Annotated in this window: 27 protein-coding genes and 1 tRNA gene; 11 read left to right on the forward strand and 17 right to left on the reverse strand. The window is 59.5% G+C overall.

Translation table 11 applies throughout. From position 1 onward, the window contains the following. Window positions 1-49: 49 nt before the first annotated feature. Both ACGJAX_RS20045 and ACGJAX_RS20050 read left to right on the forward strand, forming a co-directional pair. Entirely contained in the window at window positions 50-2,446 is a 2,397-nt protein-coding gene (locus ACGJAX_RS20045) for a phosphoketolase (RefSeq protein ID WP_390955847.1), read from the forward strand. Window positions 2,447-2,455: 9 nt separating this feature from the next. Next, window positions 2,456-3,340, forward strand: a complete 885-nt coding sequence (locus ACGJAX_RS20050; protein ID WP_390955848.1) for a universal stress protein — start codon at window positions 2,456-2,458, stop codon at window positions 3,338-3,340. A 23-nt stretch (window positions 3,341-3,363) separates the two neighbouring features. On the opposite strand, the gene ftsH is transcribed toward ACGJAX_RS20050, so the two are convergent. Both ftsH and ACGJAX_RS20060 read right to left on the reverse strand, forming a co-directional pair. Next, window positions 3,364-5,205, reverse strand: a complete 1,842-nt coding sequence (ftsH, locus tag ACGJAX_RS20055; protein WP_390955849.1) for an ATP-dependent zinc metalloprotease FtsH — start codon at window positions 5,203-5,205, stop codon at window positions 3,364-3,366. Between the two features lie 64 nt (window positions 5,206-5,269). Continuing rightward, window positions 5,270-5,917 carry a BON domain-containing protein gene (locus ACGJAX_RS20060; RefSeq protein ID WP_090322524.1) on the reverse strand — a complete coding sequence of 216 codons (648 nt, stop codon included), beginning with the start codon at window positions 5,915-5,917 and terminating at the stop codon, window positions 5,270-5,272. Window positions 5,918-6,154: 237 nt separating this feature from the next. Here ACGJAX_RS20060 and ACGJAX_RS20065 point away from each other — a divergent pair, with 237 nt between their 5' ends. The 7 genes from ACGJAX_RS20065 (at window position 6,155) to ACGJAX_RS20095 (ending at window position 13,122) form a co-directional block, all read left to right on the forward strand. Beyond that, window positions 6,155-6,409, forward strand: a complete 255-nt coding sequence (locus ACGJAX_RS20065; RefSeq protein WP_390955850.1) for an Lpp/OprI family alanine-zipper lipoprotein — start codon at window positions 6,155-6,157, stop codon at window positions 6,407-6,409. Window positions 6,410-6,475: 66 nt separating this feature from the next. Continuing rightward, the gene (locus tag ACGJAX_RS20070) at window positions 6,476-7,396 is read left to right on the forward strand and encodes a universal stress protein (protein ID WP_390955851.1); all 921 of its coding nucleotides are present in this window, start codon (window positions 6,476-6,478) and stop codon (window positions 7,394-7,396) included. A gap of 97 nt (window positions 7,397-7,493) precedes the next feature. After that, window positions 7,494-8,867, forward strand: coding sequence for an MBL fold metallo-hydrolase RNA specificity domain-containing protein (locus tag ACGJAX_RS20075; protein WP_390955852.1), 1,374 nt, complete (start codon window positions 7,494-7,496; stop codon window positions 8,865-8,867). 25 nt (window positions 8,868-8,892) lie between these two features. Continuing rightward, window positions 8,893-9,612, forward strand: a complete 720-nt coding sequence (locus ACGJAX_RS20080; protein WP_390955853.1) for an ATP-binding cassette domain-containing protein — start codon at window positions 8,893-8,895, stop codon at window positions 9,610-9,612. Continuing rightward, window positions 9,609-10,496 carry an efflux RND transporter periplasmic adaptor subunit gene (locus ACGJAX_RS20085; RefSeq protein ID WP_247257471.1) on the forward strand — a complete coding sequence of 296 codons (888 nt, stop codon included), beginning with the start codon at window positions 9,609-9,611 and terminating at the stop codon, window positions 10,494-10,496. Before ACGJAX_RS20080 ends, ACGJAX_RS20085 begins: the two co-directional genes overlap by 4 nt. A 59-nt stretch (window positions 10,497-10,555) precedes the next feature. Next, on the forward strand, window positions 10,556-11,983 hold the full coding sequence (locus ACGJAX_RS20090; protein ID WP_390955854.1) for an efflux transporter outer membrane subunit: 1,428 nt from the start codon (window positions 10,556-10,558) through the stop codon (window positions 11,981-11,983). Then, window positions 11,980-13,122 (forward strand): ABC transporter permease, encoded by a 1,143-nt coding sequence (locus tag ACGJAX_RS20095; protein WP_090322506.1) that lies wholly within the window; start codon window positions 11,980-11,982, stop codon window positions 13,120-13,122. Before ACGJAX_RS20090 ends, ACGJAX_RS20095 begins: the two co-directional genes overlap by 4 nt. A gap of 102 nt (window positions 13,123-13,224) precedes the next feature. On the opposite strand, the gene ACGJAX_RS20100 is transcribed toward ACGJAX_RS20095, so the two are convergent. Then, window positions 13,225-13,767: an Hsp20/alpha crystallin family protein gene (locus tag ACGJAX_RS20100; RefSeq protein WP_247257474.1), complete on the reverse strand. Its 543-nt coding sequence runs from the start codon at window positions 13,765-13,767 to the stop codon at window positions 13,225-13,227. A 617-nt stretch (window positions 13,768-14,384) separates the two neighbouring features. Here ACGJAX_RS20100 and ACGJAX_RS20105 point away from each other — a divergent pair. Then, window positions 14,385-14,471: transfer RNA gene (locus ACGJAX_RS20105), tRNA-Leu, on the forward strand. 163 nt (window positions 14,472-14,634) lie between these two features. Further along, a complete protein-coding gene (locus ACGJAX_RS20110; protein WP_390955855.1) occupies window positions 14,635-15,864 on the forward strand; it encodes an integrase arm-type DNA-binding domain-containing protein in 1,230 nt (409 codons plus the stop codon). On the opposite strand, the gene ACGJAX_RS20115 is transcribed toward ACGJAX_RS20110, so the two are convergent. The 14 genes from ACGJAX_RS20115 to ACGJAX_RS20180 all read right to left on the reverse strand — a co-directional run bounded on the left by ACGJAX_RS20115 (window position 15,834) and on the right by ACGJAX_RS20180 (window position 21,263). Then, complete coding sequence (locus tag ACGJAX_RS20115; RefSeq protein WP_390955856.1) at window positions 15,834-16,064, reverse strand: AlpA family phage regulatory protein; 231 nt, start codon at window positions 16,062-16,064, stop codon at window positions 15,834-15,836. The two genes, ACGJAX_RS20110 and ACGJAX_RS20115, sit on opposite strands and share 31 nt — an antisense overlap. A gap of 1 nt (window position 16,065) precedes the next feature. Further along, entirely contained in the window at window positions 16,066-16,374 is a 309-nt protein-coding gene (locus ACGJAX_RS20120) for a hypothetical protein (RefSeq protein WP_390955857.1), read from the reverse strand. Then, window positions 16,371-16,520: a hypothetical protein gene (locus ACGJAX_RS20125; protein ID WP_390955858.1), complete on the reverse strand. Its 150-nt coding sequence runs from the start codon at window positions 16,518-16,520 to the stop codon at window positions 16,371-16,373. The genes ACGJAX_RS20120 and ACGJAX_RS20125 overlap by 4 nt, the downstream gene beginning before the upstream one ends. Beyond that, a complete protein-coding gene (locus ACGJAX_RS20130; protein ID WP_390955859.1) occupies window positions 16,517-16,771 on the reverse strand; it encodes a hypothetical protein in 255 nt (84 codons plus the stop codon). The genes ACGJAX_RS20125 and ACGJAX_RS20130 overlap by 4 nt, the downstream gene beginning before the upstream one ends. Next, the gene (locus ACGJAX_RS20135; RefSeq protein WP_390955860.1) at window positions 16,768-16,977 is read right to left on the reverse strand and encodes a hypothetical protein; all 210 of its coding nucleotides are present in this window, start codon (window positions 16,975-16,977) and stop codon (window positions 16,768-16,770) included. The genes ACGJAX_RS20130 and ACGJAX_RS20135 overlap by 4 nt, the downstream gene beginning before the upstream one ends. Then, a complete protein-coding gene (locus ACGJAX_RS20140; RefSeq protein ID WP_390955861.1) occupies window positions 16,967-17,158 on the reverse strand; it encodes a hypothetical protein in 192 nt (63 codons plus the stop codon). Before ACGJAX_RS20140 ends, ACGJAX_RS20135 begins: the two co-directional genes overlap by 11 nt. Window positions 17,159-17,215: 57 nt before the next feature. Further along, complete coding sequence (locus ACGJAX_RS20145; protein ID WP_390955862.1) at window positions 17,216-17,434, reverse strand: hypothetical protein; 219 nt, start codon at window positions 17,432-17,434, stop codon at window positions 17,216-17,218. Window positions 17,435-17,483: 49 nt separating this feature from the next. Next, the gene (locus ACGJAX_RS20150; RefSeq protein ID WP_390955296.1) at window positions 17,484-17,840 is read right to left on the reverse strand and encodes a hypothetical protein; all 357 of its coding nucleotides are present in this window, start codon (window positions 17,838-17,840) and stop codon (window positions 17,484-17,486) included. Further along, complete coding sequence (locus tag ACGJAX_RS20155; RefSeq protein ID WP_390955297.1) at window positions 17,837-18,424, reverse strand: hypothetical protein; 588 nt, start codon at window positions 18,422-18,424, stop codon at window positions 17,837-17,839. Before ACGJAX_RS20155 ends, ACGJAX_RS20150 begins: the two co-directional genes overlap by 4 nt. A 127-nt stretch (window positions 18,425-18,551) precedes the next feature. Continuing rightward, the gene (locus ACGJAX_RS20160) at window positions 18,552-18,974 is read right to left on the reverse strand and encodes a helix-turn-helix domain-containing protein (RefSeq protein WP_390955863.1); all 423 of its coding nucleotides are present in this window, start codon (window positions 18,972-18,974) and stop codon (window positions 18,552-18,554) included. Window positions 18,975-19,153: 179 nt separating this feature from the next. After that, complete coding sequence (locus ACGJAX_RS20165; protein WP_390955864.1) at window positions 19,154-19,801, reverse strand: hypothetical protein; 648 nt, start codon at window positions 19,799-19,801, stop codon at window positions 19,154-19,156. A 7-nt stretch (window positions 19,802-19,808) separates the two neighbouring features. Then, on the reverse strand, window positions 19,809-20,432 hold the full coding sequence (locus ACGJAX_RS20170) for a YqaJ viral recombinase family protein (RefSeq protein ID WP_390955865.1): 624 nt from the start codon (window positions 20,430-20,432) through the stop codon (window positions 19,809-19,811). Beyond that, window positions 20,413-20,934 (reverse strand): hypothetical protein, encoded by a 522-nt coding sequence (locus tag ACGJAX_RS20175; RefSeq protein WP_390955866.1) that lies wholly within the window; start codon window positions 20,932-20,934, stop codon window positions 20,413-20,415. The genes ACGJAX_RS20170 and ACGJAX_RS20175 overlap by 20 nt, the downstream gene beginning before the upstream one ends. Then, the gene (locus ACGJAX_RS20180) at window positions 20,931-21,263 is read right to left on the reverse strand and encodes a hypothetical protein (RefSeq protein ID WP_390955867.1); all 333 of its coding nucleotides are present in this window, start codon (window positions 21,261-21,263) and stop codon (window positions 20,931-20,933) included. Before ACGJAX_RS20180 ends, ACGJAX_RS20175 begins: the two co-directional genes overlap by 4 nt. Window positions 21,264-21,410 lie beyond the last annotated feature (147 nt).

Consider the following 21,410-nt stretch of genomic DNA (forward strand, 5'->3'; position numbering starts at 1 on the left):
AGAATCGACAAAGGCCTATCAATGGGCCGGGGCTGTGGCGGAGACGGGCATGAGCGATTTTCTGAATGCTGAGCAACTGGAGGGACTGGATGCCTATTGGCGGGCCTCCAACTATCTGGCCGTTGGGCAGATTTACCTCAAGGACAACCCGCTGTTGAAGCTGCCGTTGTCCCTGGAGCACATCAAACCGCGCCTGCTCGGTCATTGGGGCACGACACCCGGATTGAACCTGATCTATACCCACCTCAATCGCTTGATCAAGCAGTACGATCTGAACATGATTTTCATCGCCGGCCCCGGTCATGGCGGCCCGGCGGTGGTCGCCCAGACCTACCTTGAAGGCACGTACACCGAGTTCTGTCCGTCGGTGGAGTGCAACAGCAACGGCCTGGTTCGCCTGTTTCGGCAGTTTTCGTGGCCTTATGGCATTTCCAGCCATGTATCGGCACAGATTCCCGGATCGATCCACGAAGGCGGCGAACTGGGCTATAGCCTGGCCCATGCCTACGGTGCGGCGTTCGACAATCCTGAACTGATCGTCGCTTGCGTGATCGGTGACGGCGAGGCGGAAACAGGTACGCTGGCCGCCAGTTGGCATTCCAACAAGTTCCTCAATCCGGTGCGTGACGGCGCGGTGTTGCCGATCCTGCACCTTAACGGCTACAAAATCGCCAACCCCACCGTGCTGTCCAGAATCAGTGAGGACGAGCTGTCGGCGCTGCTGTATGGCTATGGCTACGATCCTTATTTCGTTGAGGGCGACGACCCGATGCAAGTGCATCAGGCCCTGGCCCGGACGCTGGACACCATGGTGCTGAAGATCCAGGGCATTCAGCTCGACGCGCGCCGCTCCTGGCGATCCGCACCGCCGGAACGGCCGTTGTGGCCAATGCTGGTGTTACGGACCCCCAAAGGCTGGACCGGCCCGAAATTCGTCGATGGCCATCGTGTCGAGGGCACCTGGCGCGCGCACCAGGTGCCGCTGGCCGATTTCCGGCAACCGGCCCATTTGTGCCAGCTGCAAGAGTGGCTCAACAGCTATCGCCCCGACGAACTGTTCGATGCCAATGGTGCGTTGTTGCCCGAACTGGCGGCGCTGGCACCGACCGGTCATCGACGCATGAGCGCTAACCCCCATGCCAACGGTGGCGCACTGTTGCGAGCGTTGGATCTGCCGTGCTTTGCCGACTATGCCGTGCCGCTCGAAGTGCCGGGCGGCCTGCGTGCGGAGGCCACACGGGTCATGGGTACGTATTTGCGCGACGTGATGAAAAACAACTTGAGCGCCAGCAACTTTCGCCTGTTCGGCCCGGATGAAACCGCCTCGAACCGGCTGGATGCCGTCTATGAGGTCAGCGCCAAGGCCTGGATGGAGCCGCTGGAGCCGGACGACCTCAATCTGGCAGCCGATGGCCGGGTGATGGAAATCCTCAGTGAACAGGTGTGCGAGGGCTGGCTGGAGGGCTATTTGCTGACCGGGCGCCATGGCCTGCTGTCCTGTTACGAGGCCTTCATCCACATCGTCGATTCGATGGTCAACCAACATGCCAAATGGCTGAAGATCGCCGCCGAGGTGCCTTGGCGCAAACCGGTCGCTTCGCTCAACTACCTGCTGACCTCCCATGTCTGGCGTCAGGACCATAACGGTTTCTCCCACCAGGACCCGGGGTTCATCGATCTGGTGGCCAATAAAAAATCGGACGTGGTGCGCATCTACCTGCCACCGGATGCCAATTGCCTGCTGTCCGTGACCGACCACTGCCTGCGAAGTCGCAACTACATCAACGTCATCGTCGCCGGCAAGCAACCGGAATGGCAGTGGCTGGATATCGATGCCGCCATCCGCCATTGCCAGGCAGGTATCGGTCGCTGGGCCTGGGCGTGCCGTGATGATGGCGACCCGGACGTGGTAATGGCCTGCGCCGGTGACGTGCCGACCCTGGAAACCCTGGCCGCCGTGACCCTGTTGCGCGAGTACGTGCCGGACCTGCGGGTGCGGGTGGTCAATGTCGTGGACTTGATGGTTTTGCAATCGTCGTTCCAGCACCCCCACGGTCTGCCGGACAGTCGTTTCGATGAGTTCTTTACCCTCGACAAACCGGTGATTTTTGCTTTCCACGGCTACCCGGCGCTGATCCATCGACTGATCTACAAGCGCACCAATCATGAGAATTTCCACGTGCGCGGGTACAAGGAGGAGGGCGCGACCACCACGCCGTTCGACATGGCGGTACTCAACAACCTGGATCGTTATCAGTTGGCCCTGGACGTCATCGAGCGTGTGCCCCGGCTGCACGATCAGGTGCAGGGTGCGCGGTCGCGCTACTGGTCGACCATGGAGAAGCACAAGCTCTATCTCATTGAACACGGGCAGGACATGCCTGAAGTCCTGAACTGGCAATGGACGCCCGTGGCCGCCGGCGCAATCGAACACTCACCCGAGTAGAGGCAGATCATGAGCCAGTACCAAAAGCTGTTATTGATCATCAACCCGGCCTTGCGCCATTCCCCGGCGGTCAATCATGCGGCCGCGCTGGCCAAGGCCAGCGGCGCCAGTTTGCACATCGCAGGGTTGATCGGGCCGCTGGACCTTTTGTCCTTTCTTGAACAGGGCGACCGGGAAACGGCGCGGGAGGCCTACCTGCAGGATCACCGCGATTGGCTCAAGGCGCAGACCGATAACTTGCGTACCCGGGGGCTCGAGGTGACGATCGAGGTGGCATGGGCCGATGACCTGCGCGAAGACATCCTGGCGCATGTCGCGGAAATGCAGCCCGACCTGCTGATCAAGGAGGTTCAGCATGAATCCTTGCTCAAGCGGGCCTTTTTCACGCCCCTGGACTGGTACTTGCTGCGTCACTGCCCGATACCGGTGTACCTGGTGGGTGCGAGCAGTTTCGTATTGCCGCGCAAGATTGTTGCCGCGGTGGAGGTGTCCGACAAGGAGTCGCCCGACAACGAACTCAATGAGCGGATCATTCAGCAAGCCACCGCCCTGGCCATGCAATGCGGTGCCGATTTGCATTTGCTCTACGCCTGCAACATTTCGGCGGGTTACCTGGCGGACATGGACGGTCTGACCCTCGCGGACCTGACCAAGGCATTGCGCAAGGACCTGGAAAAGAACTTCCTCAAGCTGGCGAGCCAATACGGTGTGTCCGCCGATCATCGACACTTTGTGATCGGACACCCCGTCACTGTGCTGAGCGAGTTTGCCAATGAGCAGAACGTCGATGTGATCGTGATGGGCAAAGTCCAGTCCGGTGGAGTGGACAAGCTGTTGGGCAGTACGACCGAACACATCCTGTACCAGGTCCCTTGCTGCGTCATGGCGATCTAGAGGCGGCGAGGGGTGACAGACCCTCAGGGTGAGGTCTCTGTCACCCGGCCAGCCACTGCAACGGGTTTTAGCGGCAGAAGCGCGGGAAACTCTTCAGGCGTCAGGGTTTCCCGTTCCAGCAGCAACCGCGCACCGGCATCCAGGTCGGCGCGTCGGCTTTCTAGCAAAACCTTGGCCCGTCCGTAGGCCTCGTCGAGCAAGGCACGAATTCCGATGTCGACTTCCCTGGCCGTTTGTTCCGAGTAGTCCTTCTCGCCGACGCCCTGCATGCGCTCACCCAGGTACGTTGCGCTTTGCCGCTCCAATACCGATTGACCGAGTTCGGGGCTCATGCCAAAGCGGGTGATGAATTGCCGGGCGATATCCGTCGCGCGGGTCAGGTCATCGGCCGCGCCGGTGGAAATCTGGCCATAGGCGAGGTATTCGGCTGCACGCCCGGCCATCAGCACCACGATCCGGTCCTTGAGCATCTGGCAACTGATGAGGAAGTGATCTTCGGTCGGCCGCTGCAGGGTATAGCCGAGCGAACCGATGGCGCGCGGCACGATCGACACCTTGTGCACCGGGTCCATGGCCGGCAGGCTGCTGGCGGCAAGGGCATGCCCCATCTCGTGATAGGCCACCACCTGGCGCTCTTCGGGGCGCAGCACGCTGCTCTTGCGTTCAACCCCGGCGACAATGCGCTCCACGGCGGCGGTGAAATCGTTCAGGCTGACCGCGTCGGCGCCGCGGCGGGTGGCCACGATGGCCGCTTCGTTGACCAGGTTGGCCAGGTCGGCGCCGGTGAAGCCCGTGGTGATGTCGGCAATGCGCTCTTCATTGAGGCCCGGTTCCACGGTGATCTTTTGCAGGTGCACCTTGAGGATCGCCTGGCGGCCCTTGCGGTCAGGACGATCGACCAGAATCTGCCGGTCGATGCGACCGGCCCTGAGCAGGGCAGGGTCCAGCACCTCCGGCCGGTTGGTCGCGGCCAGCAGCACCACGCCTTCGCGCGGGTCGAAGCCGTCCAGTTCGGCCAGCAACTGATTGAGGGTCTGCTCTTTTTCGTCATTGCCGCCGAACGCGCCGACGCCGCGCATTTTGCCCAGGGCGTCCAGTTCATCGATGAAAATGATGCAGGGCGCCGCCTGCCGCGCTTGTTCGAACAAGTCGTGCACACGGGCGGCACCGACCCCGACGAACATCTCGACAAACTCAGAACCGGAAATCGAGAAAAACGGTACGCCGGCTTCACCGGCGATGGCCTTGGCAACCAGGGTTTTGCCGGTGCCCGGTGGGCCGACCAGCAATGTGCCCTTGGGAATATGGGCACCCAGGCGGCCGTATTTCTCCTTGTCCTTGAGGAACGAAACAATCTCCACCAGTTCGGCCTTGGCTTCATCGATGCCTGCCACATCGGCAAAGGTGATCCCGGTGTCGCGCTGCACGAACACCTTGGCCCGGGACTTGCCGATGCTCATCAGCCCGCCCATGCCTTGCTTTTCCGCCAGCCCGCGAAACAGGAAGTGCCAGAGCACCATGATCAGGACAAAGGGCAGAATCCAGCCCAGCAGGCTGGCGAGGAAGGTGTTTTCGTTGACCCCGGTAAACCCGACACCGGAGTGGGCGAGGTCAGTGGCCAGTGTCGGGTCGACCCGTACGGTCGAGAACTGGGTGTGCCCGTCAATCGGCTCCTGGAGTTTGCCGCTGATCTGGTCCTTCTCGATCTGCAAATCGCTGACCTTTTGCTCGCTGAGCAATTGCAGAAACTGGCTGTACGGAATGCTCTGCACCACCCGCCGTTCGATAAACAGCATTTGCACCATGCTGAGCATGACGAACGCGACCAAGAAGTAAGACAGGTTCCACTGGTGAGTTTTTTTCATGACCTTGGCTCGGTAATGGGCGCAGGGAGCCGGAGAGGCGGCGCTTGAATCACCCAGGGCGGGCTCAGGCAATCAGCAACTGATCGTCCACCTGGCTGACACCCGGCACCGCCCAGGCGGCCCGTTCCGCGATCTGACGTTCACGCCAGAAATGCACCCGGCCTTCGAGTTTCACCACGCCGCCTTCGACCTTGACGCGTATCGCCTTGGCGTCGACTTCGGCATTGCGTTTGAGGGCTTCTTCAATGCTGTGCTGGATATCGACGACATCCACCCGCGGACGAAGGGTGAGGCGGTTGTCCACGCCCACCACGCCGGACAATTTGCGCACCGCACGCTCTGCGGTTTCTTTCTGGTATTGCCAGTCCACCTGGCCTTCGAGGGTAATCCAGCCCTTCTGCACGGTGAGCTTGATGTCGCCCTCGGGAATGTCGGAGCTCCAAGTGATGATGTTCAAGGCGCGGTTGGCGATGGTGTCATCCGCCGTGCCAGCGCCTTTTTCCAGCCTGACCTGGATTTCCTCGGCCACGGCGCGTACGCCTTTTATGGCCTTGACCGCGCGTTCGGCGTTGACCTTCTGGGCATAGGTATTGACGTGGCCGGAGAGGGTGACAATGCCGTTCTCCACGCTCACGCCAATGTTGGCGGCGTCGATGTGCGGCTGGAATTCCAGTTCTTCCAGAATGGTTTTACGTAGGCTCAAGTCGCTCATGATCGTGTCCTGTGGCGGATGTACGGAATGGCAGAGGGTCACATGAACCCGGTTTGTTTTTTTGTACGCCTGATCGACGCGAAGACCTTGAGTTAAATCAATAAGCCTCCAGTGAGCGCCCGTACAAACCGCCAGCCAGCGATCTGTTGACAAAAATCAGAGTGCGCAGGCGCTGGCACCCGATACTCGGTCAAGTGCTCCGAATTTTTTCGGCTGCATCCAAACGAGGTAAACACCATGAACAAGTATTGGTCCGTTGCATTGCTGAGTGTATTTCTGGCCACGACGGCAGGGTGCAGCAACAAGCACGCTCAGGAAGTCGATTCCCGCCTGGAGGCCGCCGAAAATAATGCCGCTTCGGCCCGGTTAAGGGCCGATGAAGCCTACAACAAGGCCGAACAGGCGGCGCAAGCGGCCGCCCAGGCGCAACGCACGGCCGATGAAGCCAATACCCGCGCCAGCCGGATGCTGGAAAAGGCTACGCGCAAGTAATGAGTGATAGCCCGCACGACTGGACGTCGGGTGGGCTGTACGCCGGTAGGCAGGGCGAGGTCTGTGATGGTGAAAATCAAACGTATCCTGTTGATTGCCCCCAACGAAATGCTTCGCACCCCGGCGTTTGACCGGGCCCATGCCCTGGCCAGTGCCACCGGGGCGTTGTTGCACATCGTTGCGTTCGATTATGTGCAGTCACTGGCGGTGGCCGGGTTGTTTGACCACGACGCCATGGCCCAGGCTCGGGAAGGCTACTTGCAGGTGCATCGCCAGTGGCTGGAGCAGCAAGCCAGGTTTCAACGCTGCGTCGGGCGGCCGGTAACCACCGAGGTGGTCTGGGCCAGGACCAGCCTGGCGCATGTGCTTGAGTATGTGAATGACTTCCATCCGGACCTGGTGATCAAGGACACCCACCATGTCCCGGCCCTCGACCGCGCGTTCCACCGTCCCCTGGACTGGCTGTTGCTGCGCGATTGTCCGGCGCACCTGCACCTGGTGACCGGGGCGCAACACCCGAAACCGTTGAAGATTCTCGCTGCCGTTGACCTTTCGCATCTGGAGCAACTGACCCAGGGCCTCAATGACCGGATTCTCGATTTGGCAGCGACCCTGTCGGCCTCCTGTGGCGCCGCCTTGCACCTGCTCAACGTCACCAGCTGGTCGGTGATGGGCGACTCGCCAGCGAGTCTGCCGACCCCCGCGCTGGATGACAGTTTGCGAGACGCGATCAACGATGCGCAGCAAGAGGCGTTTGATGAACTGGCCGATCGCTACGGGATTGAACAGAAGCGCCGGCATCTGGAGACGGGTATCCCGCATCGGGTGATTACACGGTTCGCCCGACAGCACGCCTTCGACATCGTAGTGCTGGGCACGACCTACGCCCATGGGATCGACCGGTTCATCGGCAGCACCGCCGAAAGCGTGTTGAACAAGGCGCCGTGCAGTCTGGTGATCGTCAAACCGTTGCCGTGGCTCGACTGACAGGGCAGTCGTCGCACCCATCGTTGATAAAAATCAACAGCACATGGGCCGCAAAGAGCAATCAATAGCGCTCCGATGAACCTTCAAGGAAACGGCCATGCGAATGACATTTCTGGGCGCGGCGGGCACGGTCACTGGCAGCAAGTACTTACTCGAGCATCGTGACCAGCATGTACTGATCGACTGCGGGTTGTTCCAGGGCTACAAGCAACTGCGCTTGCACAACTGGGAACCGTTCCGCTTGCCCGTCCAGGACCTCGACGCCATCGTCCTGACCCATGCTCATCTGGATCACAGCGGCTACCTGCCGGTGCTGGTGCGCAATGGCTATCGCGGGCCGGTCTACGCCACGCCCGCGACCTGCGAACTGGTGAAGATCCTGCTGCTCGACAGTGGCCGCTTGCAGGAAGAGGAAGCCGAGTTTGCCAACCGGCACGGGTTCTCCAAACACACGCCCGCGTTGCCGCTCTACACCGAAGACGATGCGCAGCGGGCCTTGAAACTGCTGCGACCCATAGAGCTGCATCACCGGGTGGACATTGTTCCCGGCATGAGCATTCTGATGCGCTGCGCCGGGCATATCCTCGGGGCCGCCACGGTGGAGGTTGTCGCCGACGGCACCACGCTGGTGTGCTCCGGTGACCTGGGGCGGCCGAACGATCCCTTGATGTACGCCCCGGAGCTCATCGAACAGACCGACTATTTGCTGGTGGAGTCGACCTACGGCGATCGCCAGCACCCGGCCGAGGACCCTGAAGCGCAGCTGGCGGACGTCATCACCCGTACCGCGTTGCGCCATGGCATCACCCTGGTGCCATCGTTTGCCGTCGGGCGTGCGCAGTTGTTGATGTATCACCTGTATCGGTTGATGCAGAAACGGGCGATCCCGGACTTGCCGATCTACCTGAACAGCCCCATGGCGACCGACGTCACGCTGCTGTACCAACGGTTTCGCAACGAGCACCGGTTGTCCCTGGAGGAATGCGAGGGCATGTGCCATGTGGCGCAGTTCGTACGCACCACCAAGGACTCCATTGAACTGGATCAGCGCAACACCCCGGCCGTGATTATCGCCGCCAGTGGCATGGCCACGGGTGGACGGGTGATTCACCACCTCAAGACCCTGGCCCCCAACCCGGTCAACACCCTGCTGGTCCCGGGTTTCCAGGCCGGTGGTACCCGTGGCGCGCAGATTGTCGCGGGCGCGCCTTCGGTGCGGATCCACGGCAAGGAAGTACCGATACGCGCCGAGGTGGTCCCGATGCAAACCTTGTCCGCCCATGCGGACGCCGACGAAATCATGCAATGGCTGCGCGGATTCAAGCGGCCACCGAAACACACCTATGTCGTGCACGGAGAGCCCAACGCCTCGGATGTGCTGCGTCGACGGATCAGTCTGGAACTGGGCTGGTCGGTGTCGGTGCCGGAGTACCGCGACAGCGTCGAACTGACCCACGTCGACCCGTCTTGACATTCAGCACAGGGCAGGAAAGCGCATGAGCACCACCGCTGTCGCCACGGAACATCATCCGGCAATCGTTTCCAGCGGGCTGTGCAAGTGGTTTGGCGAAGGGGATGCGCGGATGAAGGCGGTCGATGAGGTGGCGCTGGTCGCGCAGTTTGGCGAAATGGTGTTCATTGTCGGGCCTTCGGGTAGCGGCAAGACCACACTGCTGAGCATGATTTCCGGCATATTGCGGCCCGACGCCGGGACGGTCACGATCAATGGTCAGGACATCTGGAGCCTGAGCAGCGATCAACTGGCAGAGCTGCGCCTGAACAACATCGGGTTCGTGTTCCAGGACTACCACCTCTTCGCACGGTTGACTGCTGCGGAGAATGTCGCCATTCCCTTGATTCTCCAGCACCACGACTGGAACGATGCCATCGCACAGGCCAGGCAAAGCCTGGAAGTGGTGGGGCTCAAGGATCGGGGGGACATCCTGCCGGTCAAGCTTTCCGGCGGTGAGCAACAACGGGTGGCCATTGCCCGTGCGATCGTGAGCAGGCCGCAGATCCTGATTCTGGATGAGCCAACGGCATCCCTCGACGGTGATACCGGGAAAATGATCATTGCCTTCGTCAAGGAGCGGGTCCTCAATGAGCAGCGCTGCATCTTGATCGTTACCCACGATGCGCGGATCAACGAGTACGCCGATCGGATCATTTACATGGAAGACGGCCGGATCACCGAGCCCAAGGGAACTTCGCCGTGAACAAGCCCCTGCTGTTCACACTGGCGATCTTGGGTGTCCTGGGCGGATTGATCGCGGCCTACCTGTTCGGACGTACGCCGCAGACACTGCCGCCAGCGTTCGCCCCCGCGAGCAGTAGCTATGAAACCGCCATCTATGCCAACGGCATTATCGAAAGTGAACAGTCCAGTGGCAGCAACATCGTGATTTACCCGCAGGTGGCCGGGCCCGTGACCCAAGTGCTGGTGCACGAGGGGCAAGAGGTGACCCGCGGTATGCCGTTGGTGACCCTGGACGATGCCTTGCCCAAGGCCAATTTCGAGCTGGCACAAGCCACGTTGACCACCGCTCGGGATCAGTACAACAAACGGCTGGTTTCCTATGGCATCGATCCGAAGTCCATCAGCAAGGACACCCTGGACACGGCCAGGGACCTGGCCAGCCAGGCCCAAGCCGCACTCAAGGCCTCGGCGGTGGCGTTGGCGCAATACGTCATCCGCGCGCCGACCGACGGCGTGGTGCTGGCGATCAACAGCACCGTCGGCAGCTATGTGTCGCCCCAAGGTGCGTACGACGCATACACCCAGGGATTCAGCCCGCTCATCGTCATGAGTGGCGACCAGAATCATCTGGCGGTGCGCTGTTATGTCGACGAGATCCTGATTGCCCGTTTGCCTGCCCCCGAGCACATTCAGGCGCAGATGCTGATCCATGGCACGGATATCAAGGTGCCGCTGGAGTTCGTCCGGGTTCAGCCCTATGTGTCGCCGAAGATCGAGTTGTCCAATCAGCGCCAGGAGAAGGTCGACCTGAGGGTGCTGGCGGTGGTTTTCCGTTTCGAGAAAAAAGATCTGCCGAGGGTTTACCCCGGGCAGTTGGTGGATGTCTTCATAGGTCAGAAATGATGGACAGGCCAGGCCGGTTGGGTCGTGTAGGGAGCGGTTGTCTCGTCCTGAGTCTGCTGGTGCTGAGCAGCGCCTGCATGGTCGGGCCCGATTTTTCGCGCCCGGCAGCTCCCAGGCAGGAGGCTTACCTGCGCGAGCCCACGCCGGCTGCGGTGGCGGCTGAGGGGCAGGTCCAGCGCTTCGTGCCCGGAGGCGAGGTGACACCGGACTGGTGGCGGTTCTTTCAATCGGCGCCGCTGGATGCGCTGGTGCGGCAGGCGATCTCTGACAACATGACCTTGCAGGCGGCACAAGCGCGCTTGCGCCAAAGCCAGGACACGCTCATGGCCGGTTATGGGGTGTTCTACCCGCAGCTGGATGCCCGCTTCGGTGCGAGTCGCCAGCGCAGCACCCTTGCTCAGCAAGGACTGACCAATACCGGCTCAATCTTCAATGTCCTGACCCTCAGCGGCACGATCAGCTACACCTTCGATGTCTTCGGAGGTGAACGGCGAGCGATCGAGGGCCTGCAAGCCCAGGTGGAGAATCAAACCTGGCTGACCCAGGCGGCTTACCTGACCTTGACGGCCAACGTCGTCAACACCGCGATCGCCCGTGCCGCCTACGCCGCGCAGATCGAGGCCACGCAACAGCTGATTGAGCTGCAACGCCAGCAGCTGCAATCCACCGAGGTGCAGGTGCGCAGCGGAACCTCGCCGTATTCGGCGACCTTGAGTCTCCAAAGCCTGATTGCCAGCAACGAGGCGTTGTTGCCGGCGCTGCAGCAGAAAGTCAGCCAGGCCGAGCATCTGCTGGCCACGCTCGAAGGGGTGATGCCGGCGGACGCCAGGCTCCCCGACATCCGCTTGACGGGCCTGTCGCTGCCCGAAAATCTGCCCGTCAGCCTGCCCTCGGTGCTGGTCCGCCAGCGGCCGGATATCCTTTCCGCTGAAGCGCTGTTGCACCAGGCCAGCGCCGATATCGGGGTGGCAACGGCGGCGATGTTTCCCAGTTTCAGCCTTACGGGCACCTACGGAACCGCCGGCTCTTCCACCGGTTCATTGTTCAGCAGTGCCGGACGATTCTGGAGTGTCGGGCCATCGGTCGACATCCCGCTGTTCGAGGGCGGTCGCCTGTGGTACGGCCGCCAGGCCGCGATCGATGCCTATCAGCAAGCGTCGGCGAACTACCGGCAGGTGGTGCTGGAGTCTTTCGCCCAGGTGGCCGATGTCCTCAAGGCGCTGGAGTATGATGCGCAGGTCCTGCAAAAACAGGCCGAGGCGCAAGCCACTGCCCAAGAGGCCCTGAGGCTGTTGCAAGCCAACTATCGCTCGGGCCTGGTGACCTATCTGGAGCTGTTGGTGGCCGATGTGCAGTTGCATCAGGTCAACATCGCTTACTTGCAGGCACTGGCCCAGCGGCATCAGGACACCGTCGCGCTGTTCGTGGCGTTGGGAGGCGGGTGGTGGAACCGGCCCGATGCCGGTGCTGGCGGGCCGGCGCCATGAAGTACAACGGCATCCTGCGCATCGGCTACAAACTCCTGGTCAATGACCGGGCCAAATTCTCCGCGTTGCTGGTGGGTATCACGTTTTCGGTGTTCCTGATGATGCAGATGACGGCGATGTTTGCCGGCATCCTCAACAGGGCCTACTCGACGGTGACCAACATCGGCGCACCGATGTGGATCATTGATCCGGCGGTGAACACCCCGACCAGTGTCATCCCTTTGCCTGACTACCTGCTCGATGCCGTACGCAGCATGAAGCAGGTGGAATACGCCGTGCCGATTTTCATCGGCAGTGCGCAGGTGCGCCTGGCCAATGGCAATTACCAGGGGGTCAGCGTGATCGGCCTGGACGACACCAGCCTGTTTGGCCGTCCGGCGCTGGAGCAGGGTGTTATCGAGGATATCTACGCCGAGAACGCCTTCATCATGGTCCACGATGCGGAGTTTTCGAAACTGGGCAACCCGACGATCGGCACCTCCTTTGAACTCAACGACCACCGCGGCACCATTGTTGGCATTGCCAAGGTCCTGGTCGGCGGCTTGACCGGCGTACCGACGCTGTACACCACCTACCGGCGCGCCACCGAGTACATTCCGACCACCCGCTTCAAGGTGTCCTACATCTTGCTCAAATCCAGGAGCAAGCAGGCTCAGGCCGCGATCAAGCAACAAGTAGCGCAGTTGGGTTATGTCGCCCTGACCAGGCAGGAATTCAACCAGCGCATCGCCAATTACTACATCTATCAAACCGGGGTGGGCACCAATATCCTGATGATGACGATCATCAGTTTTCTGGTCGGCCTGTCGATTTCCGGCCAGACGTTTTACACCTTCATTCTGGAAAACCTGGACAAGTTCGCTGCCCTCAAGGCCATTGGGGCCAAGAGTCGGGAGTTGGTCTACATGATCCTGTTCATGGCAACGTTTACGGCCATGACCGGTTACGGGCTGGGCATCGGCCTGGTGACCCTGATGATCGCTATCGCACGGAGCTACCTGCCCAACTATGCCGCCATCATCACGTTCTGGAATCTTGGCCTGGCGTTTGGGCTGGTGCTGTTGATTGCCGGTTTTTCCAGTTACCTGGGGATCCGCAAAGTCCTGAGAATTGAGCCGTTCGATATTTTCAGGGGGTGAGGCGGGGCGGGGCCAAAGGTTAAAACCATCGGTCTTCACACCGATCCGCGAGGCAAAAAAAAACCTTGCCGGTTTCCCGGCAAGGGTGCAGCCGCCTCGGATTTACTCGCCTTTGACTGGCACGACTTTATCGGCTTTCATGGCCTCGGGCTTTTTCGGCAACGAGATGCTCAGCACTCCTTTGCTGAAACTCGCTTCGATCTTGTCGGCGTCGACCCCTTTGGGCAGGTTGAACACCCGCTCGAAGGAGCCATAGTGACGCTCGCTAAGGTAGTAGCCCTTCCTTTTCTCTTCCTTGTCCTCTTTCTTTTCGCCTTTGATGATCAGGTTGCCGTTCGACACTTTGATCTCAATGTTCTTTTGATCCATGCCGGGCAATTCGGCAGTGATTTCGAAGCTTGCGTCTTTTTCGCTGATGTCCACGGCCGGCATGCCATGCCCTGTCAGCTCACGCTTCCAGAAGGGCTCGACATCAAACAGCCCGCGACCGAAGGGTGACAGGCTCGAACCGCGATTGAAGTCGTCGAACAGGTGATCGACCTGCTGCCGAAGCTTTTCCAGGGGCCGCCAAAGGTCTGTCGTCACGGGGTGTTGACTGGCCTTTTCGTCGGGATGCTCGGGCATTTTTTTCACGGAATTGCTCATTTTTCATGACTCCTATGGTGAAGGGCAGGCTGCGAATGCCAGTCCGCCCAGATCAAACGGGTAGTCAACGATGTGGCTGTCTCGGGCCTTGCGGACGCGCATTGATGGAAAGCCTTCACGAGACGAGCGTTTGCGCAGACGCCGAATTCGAGGGGCGAGTGCTGGTTCTAATGTCGGCGTAAACGCCCTAGGCGTGTTTGATTTAGATCAGGAAGAGGGCGAACGCTTTTGGTGGCCTGGATCCGTCATCACATCCTTCGGCCAAGGCCTCCGGGAATCAGCCGGACCGGCGGTTTCGAACAGGTTCATCCCTTGAAAATCAGTGGCTTGCGTTTCGGGTGCCGTGCTAACCTATTGATCTGCTTGGCTTTGTCAGTGGATGAGCCACTTGCCTGGGGCGCTACGGTTCCGACTTTGGTGTCCACTGTTAAACAAGTTCCGTAGATCCATGATTTACGGAGCTTTTTTATTCGCGCCGGCTGGTAAGATTTAGTCTGCAAAAGGGCATATGCGAACTTGCTTCACCAGGTCGGGATGTATATATTCCCCCTCTGCTGCACAAGGTCAGGGCTGCCAGATCGTATTGGCCAGACTTCAGACCGCTTCACCGCGCTACCGCCCGAATGGCGAAACTGGTAGACGCATGGGACTTAAAATCCCCCGCTCGTAAGGGCGTGCCGGTTCGATTCCGGCTTCGGGCACCATCTTCGCTTCTCAGCTTTTATCGCTGCTTCTCAAAAGGCCCGGCTCCCGCGATGGAGCCGGGCTTTACTGTTATCAGCGATTCTCATCAATTATCACCACATCTCATATTTTTTAGTACATCATTCAGTCCTTTCCCAGTTCGACTGATTCGGTGATGTACTAATGCCCCTCACAGATACCGCGGTGCGCCAGGCCAAACCGGCCGACAAAGACTTCTCCATAACCGACGGTGGCGGCCTCTCCCTGTTCGTGGCCACCAATGGCACGAAGTCTTGGCATTTCCGGTTCTCATGGCACGGCAAACAGCCGCGAATGTCGCTGGGCACCTATCCTGAAATCTCTCTGAAAGAAGCTCGCGAGAAACGCGATCAAGCCCGATCGCTTGTCGCAAAGGGTATCGACCCCCGATCTGAGCGGCGCAAGGAGAAACAGGCCGCTGCTGATTCGTCCATCAAAACATTTGAGGTCGTGGCCGGCGAGTGGTATGCCTTCAAACTTCCGCGCTGGGCTGAGGCCAAGAAGGGCGCAGCCAAGCAGGCGCAGCTTTACTTGGATAAGGACCTGCTGCCATCGCTCGGTAAGATCCCGATCGCGGATGTCACTCGCAAAGACGTTCTGGCAACTCTGCGGATTATCGAGAGGCGCGGCGCACTCAATGTCGCCCGCAAGTGCCGGACGTGGCTGAACGAGATTTTCAGGTTTGGCATGGCCTGCGAGTACCTGGACATCAACCCGGCGGCAGATCTGGATATTGTGGCTGCCAAGGAGCCGCCCGAGAAGCACAATCCAATGCTTCGCCGGCCAGAGCTGAAAGAGTTCCTGGCAGCACTGCGTAATGCTGACCTGAAAGAGTACACCCGTAGCGCCATCAGACTGTTACTGTTGACTGGGGTGCGCACCATAGAGCTGCGCAGCGCAACTATTGATCAATTCGACTTCGACGCGGCGCTCTGGACGGTTCCGGCTGGAACCGTGAAGCAGCTGAAGAAGATGATCAGATTAAAGGGGGAGGGGGTTGTTCCGCCGTATCTGGTGCCACTGTCGCGGCAGGCGGTAGAGGAAGCGCGCAAGGTTCACCAGATGACTGGCCGCTACAAGCTGCTAATTGCAGGTAGGCATGAGCCTACCATTCCAATCAGCGACGGCACAGTCAACATGGCTCTGAGGCGCATGGGATATGAAGGCAGGCTGACCGGGCACGGAATCCGCGCCACGATTTCGACGGCCTTGAATGAGATGGGTTACAACGAAGACTGGATCGAGGCGCAGCTTTCGCATGCCGGCTCCAGCAAGATCAGGAAGGTGTACAACCACGCGGAGTACGTTGATCAGCGAAGGGGGATGATGCAGGACTGGGCGGACTATCTGGACACGCTGGAGGCTGAAGCCTGATCTGTGCGGGCCGCCGACCTCCGTCCGGCCCATTGATCAATCTCCGCCCTGATCCAGGCTACGGCAGAATCCCCGATTTTCACCTGTTTTGGGAATTTCCCGCTGACAGCCATGCGGTAGATAGTTGCGGTACTAAGCCCGCAGATCCGCTTCACCTCCGGCAGCCGGATGAATTCGATTTCTTCGGTTGCTGCATTCATCTCAACTCTCCTTGCTCATGTCTTTGTCGATCTCGGCATCCCAGTCGGCGGGGAGAACATTGCCGCCCAGGCGCTCCAGCAGCAGGCCGTCGCCCCAAGTCGACTTTAGGTGCAGATACCGCGCCGCATTTCGGCGAGTTGAATACAGCGGCTGGCGCCGGGCGTGTTCAAGACCCTCGCGCAGCGCCTCGTTCTCGGCCTTGAGTTGCTTTATCTCTTCGTCCCGCCACTTCAGGCCGCGACGGCTTATTTCGTCCATGACCTGCTCATGCTCGGTCATCAGGAGGCTGGTGTGCTTGAAGTCGTTCATGCAAGTACCTTCTCGTATGCCCAGTGGTTGATAAGTGCAAGGCCTGCCCAAATAGCTTCCTTGGCTACAGACCCATCGCCGACCCCTAACAACTTGCAGCCGATAAGCAGGCCGAAGATGCCGATCCAAACGATATAGCGGCTCATGGCTTCACCTTGATATTCAGGTTTCTGTCGAACGCTGCCTTGTATTGCTCCATTGGGACGAAACGGCCATCAACTTCCACATAGCAGCTGAAGCCAACAAACTTTGTCGCGGTTCCGGTGGCGCTTGAGAAGGCCGTGCAATCAATGCGATTGCCCATGTAAGCAATTCCGATGACACCACCCGCAATGGTCATCATGATCGCGGCGATAACAAAAATAGGCATCAAGATGCACTCGAAAAAATCTCTCATACCTTCCTCCAGTTCGAAGCCGACACCCGAGCCCAGCGCTCTTGGGTGACGATGATGAAGTTGCGGATACCAGTCATGACCTTGTGCATCTCGCCGTCGAACTCGACGAACTGGCCGGCCTTGCGGTGTTCAGGCTGACGATCGATGACATCGAGCAGCTTGCCCGGCCGACCGTCTGGATTTTCTGCGTGTAGGTCAACCTGCATGGCGCTCCACCTCAATGCGTTTATGAATGCCGACCCGATAAGCCTCAGGCCTCTTCGCGGCAGTGCGTTCAATGTTGGCGATGACCCGCTCAATACCGCCGAATCGTTCGTCCAGCTTTCGCCCGGCCTCGATCAACTGATCAGCCAGGTTCCAGCCCTCTCTTTCTTCAATGCGAGACATGGGGATGCTCCGGCCGCGCGGGGCGGCAAGCAGGGGAGTTATTTGGCGGGAGTGGGATTAGGCGCGGTGGCCGCGACTGCAGAACCAGTCAAGTGCTTCGATGATGCGAGGGTTTTCGTACCAGTCTTCTATTTCCCGGCGCTCGTTGCGATCGCGGAAGAAGATCGGGCCAAGGTAGTTGTGCCAGCTCATGAACACTCGAGTACCGTCAGAGAGAGGCAGGCGAAAGAATGGTGAAACGCAGATGAAGCCGTGTTCGATTCGAATGCAGGTCATCACCGCGGCCCCTTGTAGCAGTACACGTAGGCGAACCAGGCGAGGGCGATCATGGGGTCACCTCGCTTGCCGGCAACTGTTCTCCGGCGAGCTCAGCAGCCAAGTCAACCGGCCACCAGTACCGTGCGCGCTGGTAATCCGGATAGGCTTCCTCGCGAATAACCAGCCCTTTGCGCCGAAGAGCCTTGAATATGCTCAGTACGGACGGGGCAGCAACCCCGAGTCGGCCTGCAACCTGGTAGGTCAGCCCGCCCAGACCGAACACGCACGCCTGATCACACAGGGCGAGCTTCTCGCAGTCCTTCTGGTGCAGGTATGGCTGGGTTTCGCGATAGCGATAGGCGTTCTCCCGCCCGATTTTTCTCAGCTCAGCGAGGACGGCCTGCTGTTTCTCAGTCAGCTTCATGCCGCCTCCCGTGCATTCATGACCTCGTCAATGAACGCCTGTGGCAGCGCAGCTGCAAACTTGCCCTCCGACCACGACAGCGGCTCAGATTTGCGGATCATCTCGTTCAGTAGCTCGAATGCCGCTACTAACTGGTCGTCGCGGATCTCACCGTCTTCCGGCAAGTCATCGCAAAAGTGGTCTGCAGGATCGATTTGACTGGGATAGTTCGGTTCGCAGATGCAGAGCTGCAGGTCGGCGAGATCGATATCGCTCTCGATGAGGTAGTCGCGCAAGCTGTCTTCATCGAAGAAGTACTGGTCGCCGTCGAAGATGACCAGCGGCTCACCGGCCCACTCTTTGACCGGCATGGCTGCGAACTTCGCTTGCCGTCTTTGATGGTGGCACTCTTTGCAGTAGCTGTTCACTTCGTAAATCTGGTGTTCCGGGTGGGCGTCACAGCAGCGATGGGTGGCGCCGCAATACCGGGCGAGGTTTTCATCATTCCCGAAAAATCGGCCATCGGCGGAAACCCAGCCCGTTACCGTTTGAAGGCTGGCAGCTTCCGGGGAGTCGAACATGATGATTGGCTTTTGTGCAGTCATGACTTCGTCCTTGCCGCTATAGCGGCTGACTTTGAAGGGGGAGGGAGTTATAGGGCGTTACGGAAGAAACAACAGGCGAGGGCGACTGCGAGGACTGATAATAGCGCCCAGCCGGTGATGAAATTTGTCAGCATGATTGATTCCTCGCTGCCCTGATCCATGTTTGAAACGTCTGCCGGCAGAAGCCTATGTGCGCCTCGATGTCATCCCACTTCGTACCCTTGGCGCGCATATCAAGCGCCATGTTCAGGTACTCGTCGGTGAGCTCGCGTTTCCGGCCCTTGTTGCCGAGTACGATCCCGGCGTTATTTAGGTAGCGCACGACAGTTGGGTACGAGCAGCCGACGGCCTTGGCGATACTGGATGCTGGGTGACCTGCTGCATTCATCGTGAAGATCTGGCCGATTGACTGAGGCGATAAAGTTGGCTGTCTCAGTCCGCCACGCGACTTTCTGGCGTAGTGCATCGAGCACAGACCGCCTGTTTTGGCCTTTTTTCCGCAGTCTTCCTCAGAGCATCGACCACCATTCAGGGTTTCATGGCTGGACATCTTCATTCCTCCGTGCGTGTTCTTGCTGGCGGGCTCTGGAGCATTTGTCGTGGTTGCCCTTCGTTCGTGGTCGCTGGCAGTAGGTGCAGAAAAATCCGAGCTCCAAATAGCCAGTCTTGAGCTTTCCTTTGGATGGCATAGGGCCTCCCGGTGGCGGGTGAAGTGAATGTGGGAAGGGGCTATTGCTGCGCGGGTTTCGCGAAGAAGGCCGGATAAGGCCCTTTATGAAGCTTCGGATAGTCGATGTTGAACTTGGCCAGCAGCATCTTGAAGGTTCTGAACGTGACACCGAGTTGAATCGCAGCCTGGTTGCGGGAAAGCCCGATTTCCTTAAAGGCGTTGATGCGCTCGGCGTATTTAACGGCCTGCTCGTCGGTGATTCGCGCTTTTCTGCTATTGCCGCTGTTTGTTGCTGGCAGGAACTGGAATCCCCCCTCTACAGCGAGCCGCTGGAGTGATCGCCTAGGTATGCCGGTCTGCTCAATGACCTGTGCGTAGGTCATGGTCTTGGCCAGCTTGCGGATCCGCTCGATATGGTCGGCCCTCTCCATGGCGCGCTGCGCAATCCGTTCTTCGCGCTCAATGTCGCGCCGGGCGATCTTGGTCATGTAGGGCGTGTCGGTTGCGGCTGGTTTCGCGACTGGTTTGTCCACTTTCACCGTAGGCGGTGGCTCATACCTTACCGGTGGCGGGATAAAGCTCGGCCCTTGGAGGACTTCAATAGTCCCTCCTTTGTTCAGGAACTCTTCCATCTTCAGTGCCAGTTCATGGCGTTGCGGGTCTAGCTCCTTAACCATGTTCAGATCGTTGCTGATGTAGGCGTTCATGGCGGCCTCACACTGGGATTGATTTCAGCGTCTTTTGGACGAGTTCGAGGAACTGGGCGCGGCGATCTGCGAGGCGCTTAAGTTCCTCTTTGAAGTCGTCGCGGGTGGACCGGTAAACAATGAGCTGGCTGGCCTCGGGGAATTCTGAGCAGTAGCTGATGAAGTCGACCCAATCGCAGTCAGCACAGTCGACATGCCCAACCAGCTGCCAGCGGTAGGCCGGGTCGAATGACCCGCGCTTCAGGTTGGCGTAATGGACTGCGGCAGTTACAGATTTGATTTCGATAACGCCGCTTTTGCCAACACGCCCATCTGGCGAATCACCATAAGCGCCGCAGTCAAAGAACCCGCCGTTCGTGACATCGACGAACTCAGCATCCTCGTAGAGCATCCGAGCAATCGGCTCCTGCTCGTGGCCGCGCTCCATGTGGTCCGTCGAGAAACTGAACTCGGATTTGCGTCCGGTCGCCAGCTCCAGGGCGAGCTGCAGCGCGTACTTCTTGGCCGGCTCGCCGAACGCCGCGCCATCGTTGGCCATGATGCAGCCGAAGTTTGAAGCGGTGGCCTTGCCGAGTCTCAGCGCCTGCCACGCATCGGTATTCTGCGGAACGTCATGCCACACGCGATTCATTGGCGCATTCCTCCATGAGCTGCTGCTGGTGGGCATCGGAGATGGATACGCGGGCCAGTACTGCGTCGAGGTTGCCATCACGCTTATACGCGGCTTTGGCGTTGTTCCAGCCTTTCGGGTTCTCTGGAGTCAGCCATGCAATGACCGGCGCCTTAGGGCTGATCCGCAAACCTTCCATGGTCTCCTTGCCGAACTTCACGTTGCTGTCCACGTAGACGGTCACCTTGAAGCCTGCCCAGTCCTCAATGAACGGGGAGCCCGTCAGCGATCGCATCGTCTTGCTGTTGGTCGCATTGAGGATCATTGGCTTCAGCTTCTCGCCCGGACGCAGTTCACGCTCGGCGAAGTGCGCGGTGTTAAAAACGTCCTTCGTCTTCTTGGTCTTGTCCGGCTCCAGCGATACGCGGGCAATGGTGAGGATCGTCGGTTCGACGATATCGGCGCTGCTCAGGTAGGGCGAGTCGAACGCCTTGCGGAAGTGGGTTTTCGATTCGTGGCTCATGACTCACCTCGGGCCTTGGCTATAGCTGCGCGTGCTTGCTTAATAGCTTTCATGGCATTGCTGTTTCCAGCTGGCAGATAGTCGCCCCACATGGACAGCGCATACTCAAGAGCCTCAAGCAGCTCAGGCGCGGCAGTCAGCAGACGAGCATCAGCGCTCTGGCTTGCAACGTCTTCCTTGTGAAAGTGGTAATCAGGGATCTCGCAGACAACGCGGTTGTTGTCCTTGCAGAAGATCTCGCACCCCTTGCGCAGCTCAAGCGTGATCGGATGGCGAACTTCATATTCGCTAAGAATCCACGGGCTTGGCGTGTGTTTAAATTCAGACATGACGGTTCTCCCCGCCATGCAGGCGGCGTATGAGTTCGAGTTATTGGGTGCGGGAGGGGAATGCCAAGTCACAAACGGTCTGGGTTAGCCTGCTCAGCCTTGGCGACAGACAGCTTTGCAGGTGAAGGACCAGCTCCTATTCGCCTT

Source organism: Pseudomonas moorei, assembly GCF_042846945.1.
Taxonomy (GTDB): Bacteria; Pseudomonadota; Gammaproteobacteria; order Pseudomonadales; family Pseudomonadaceae; genus Aquipseudomonas; species Aquipseudomonas moorei.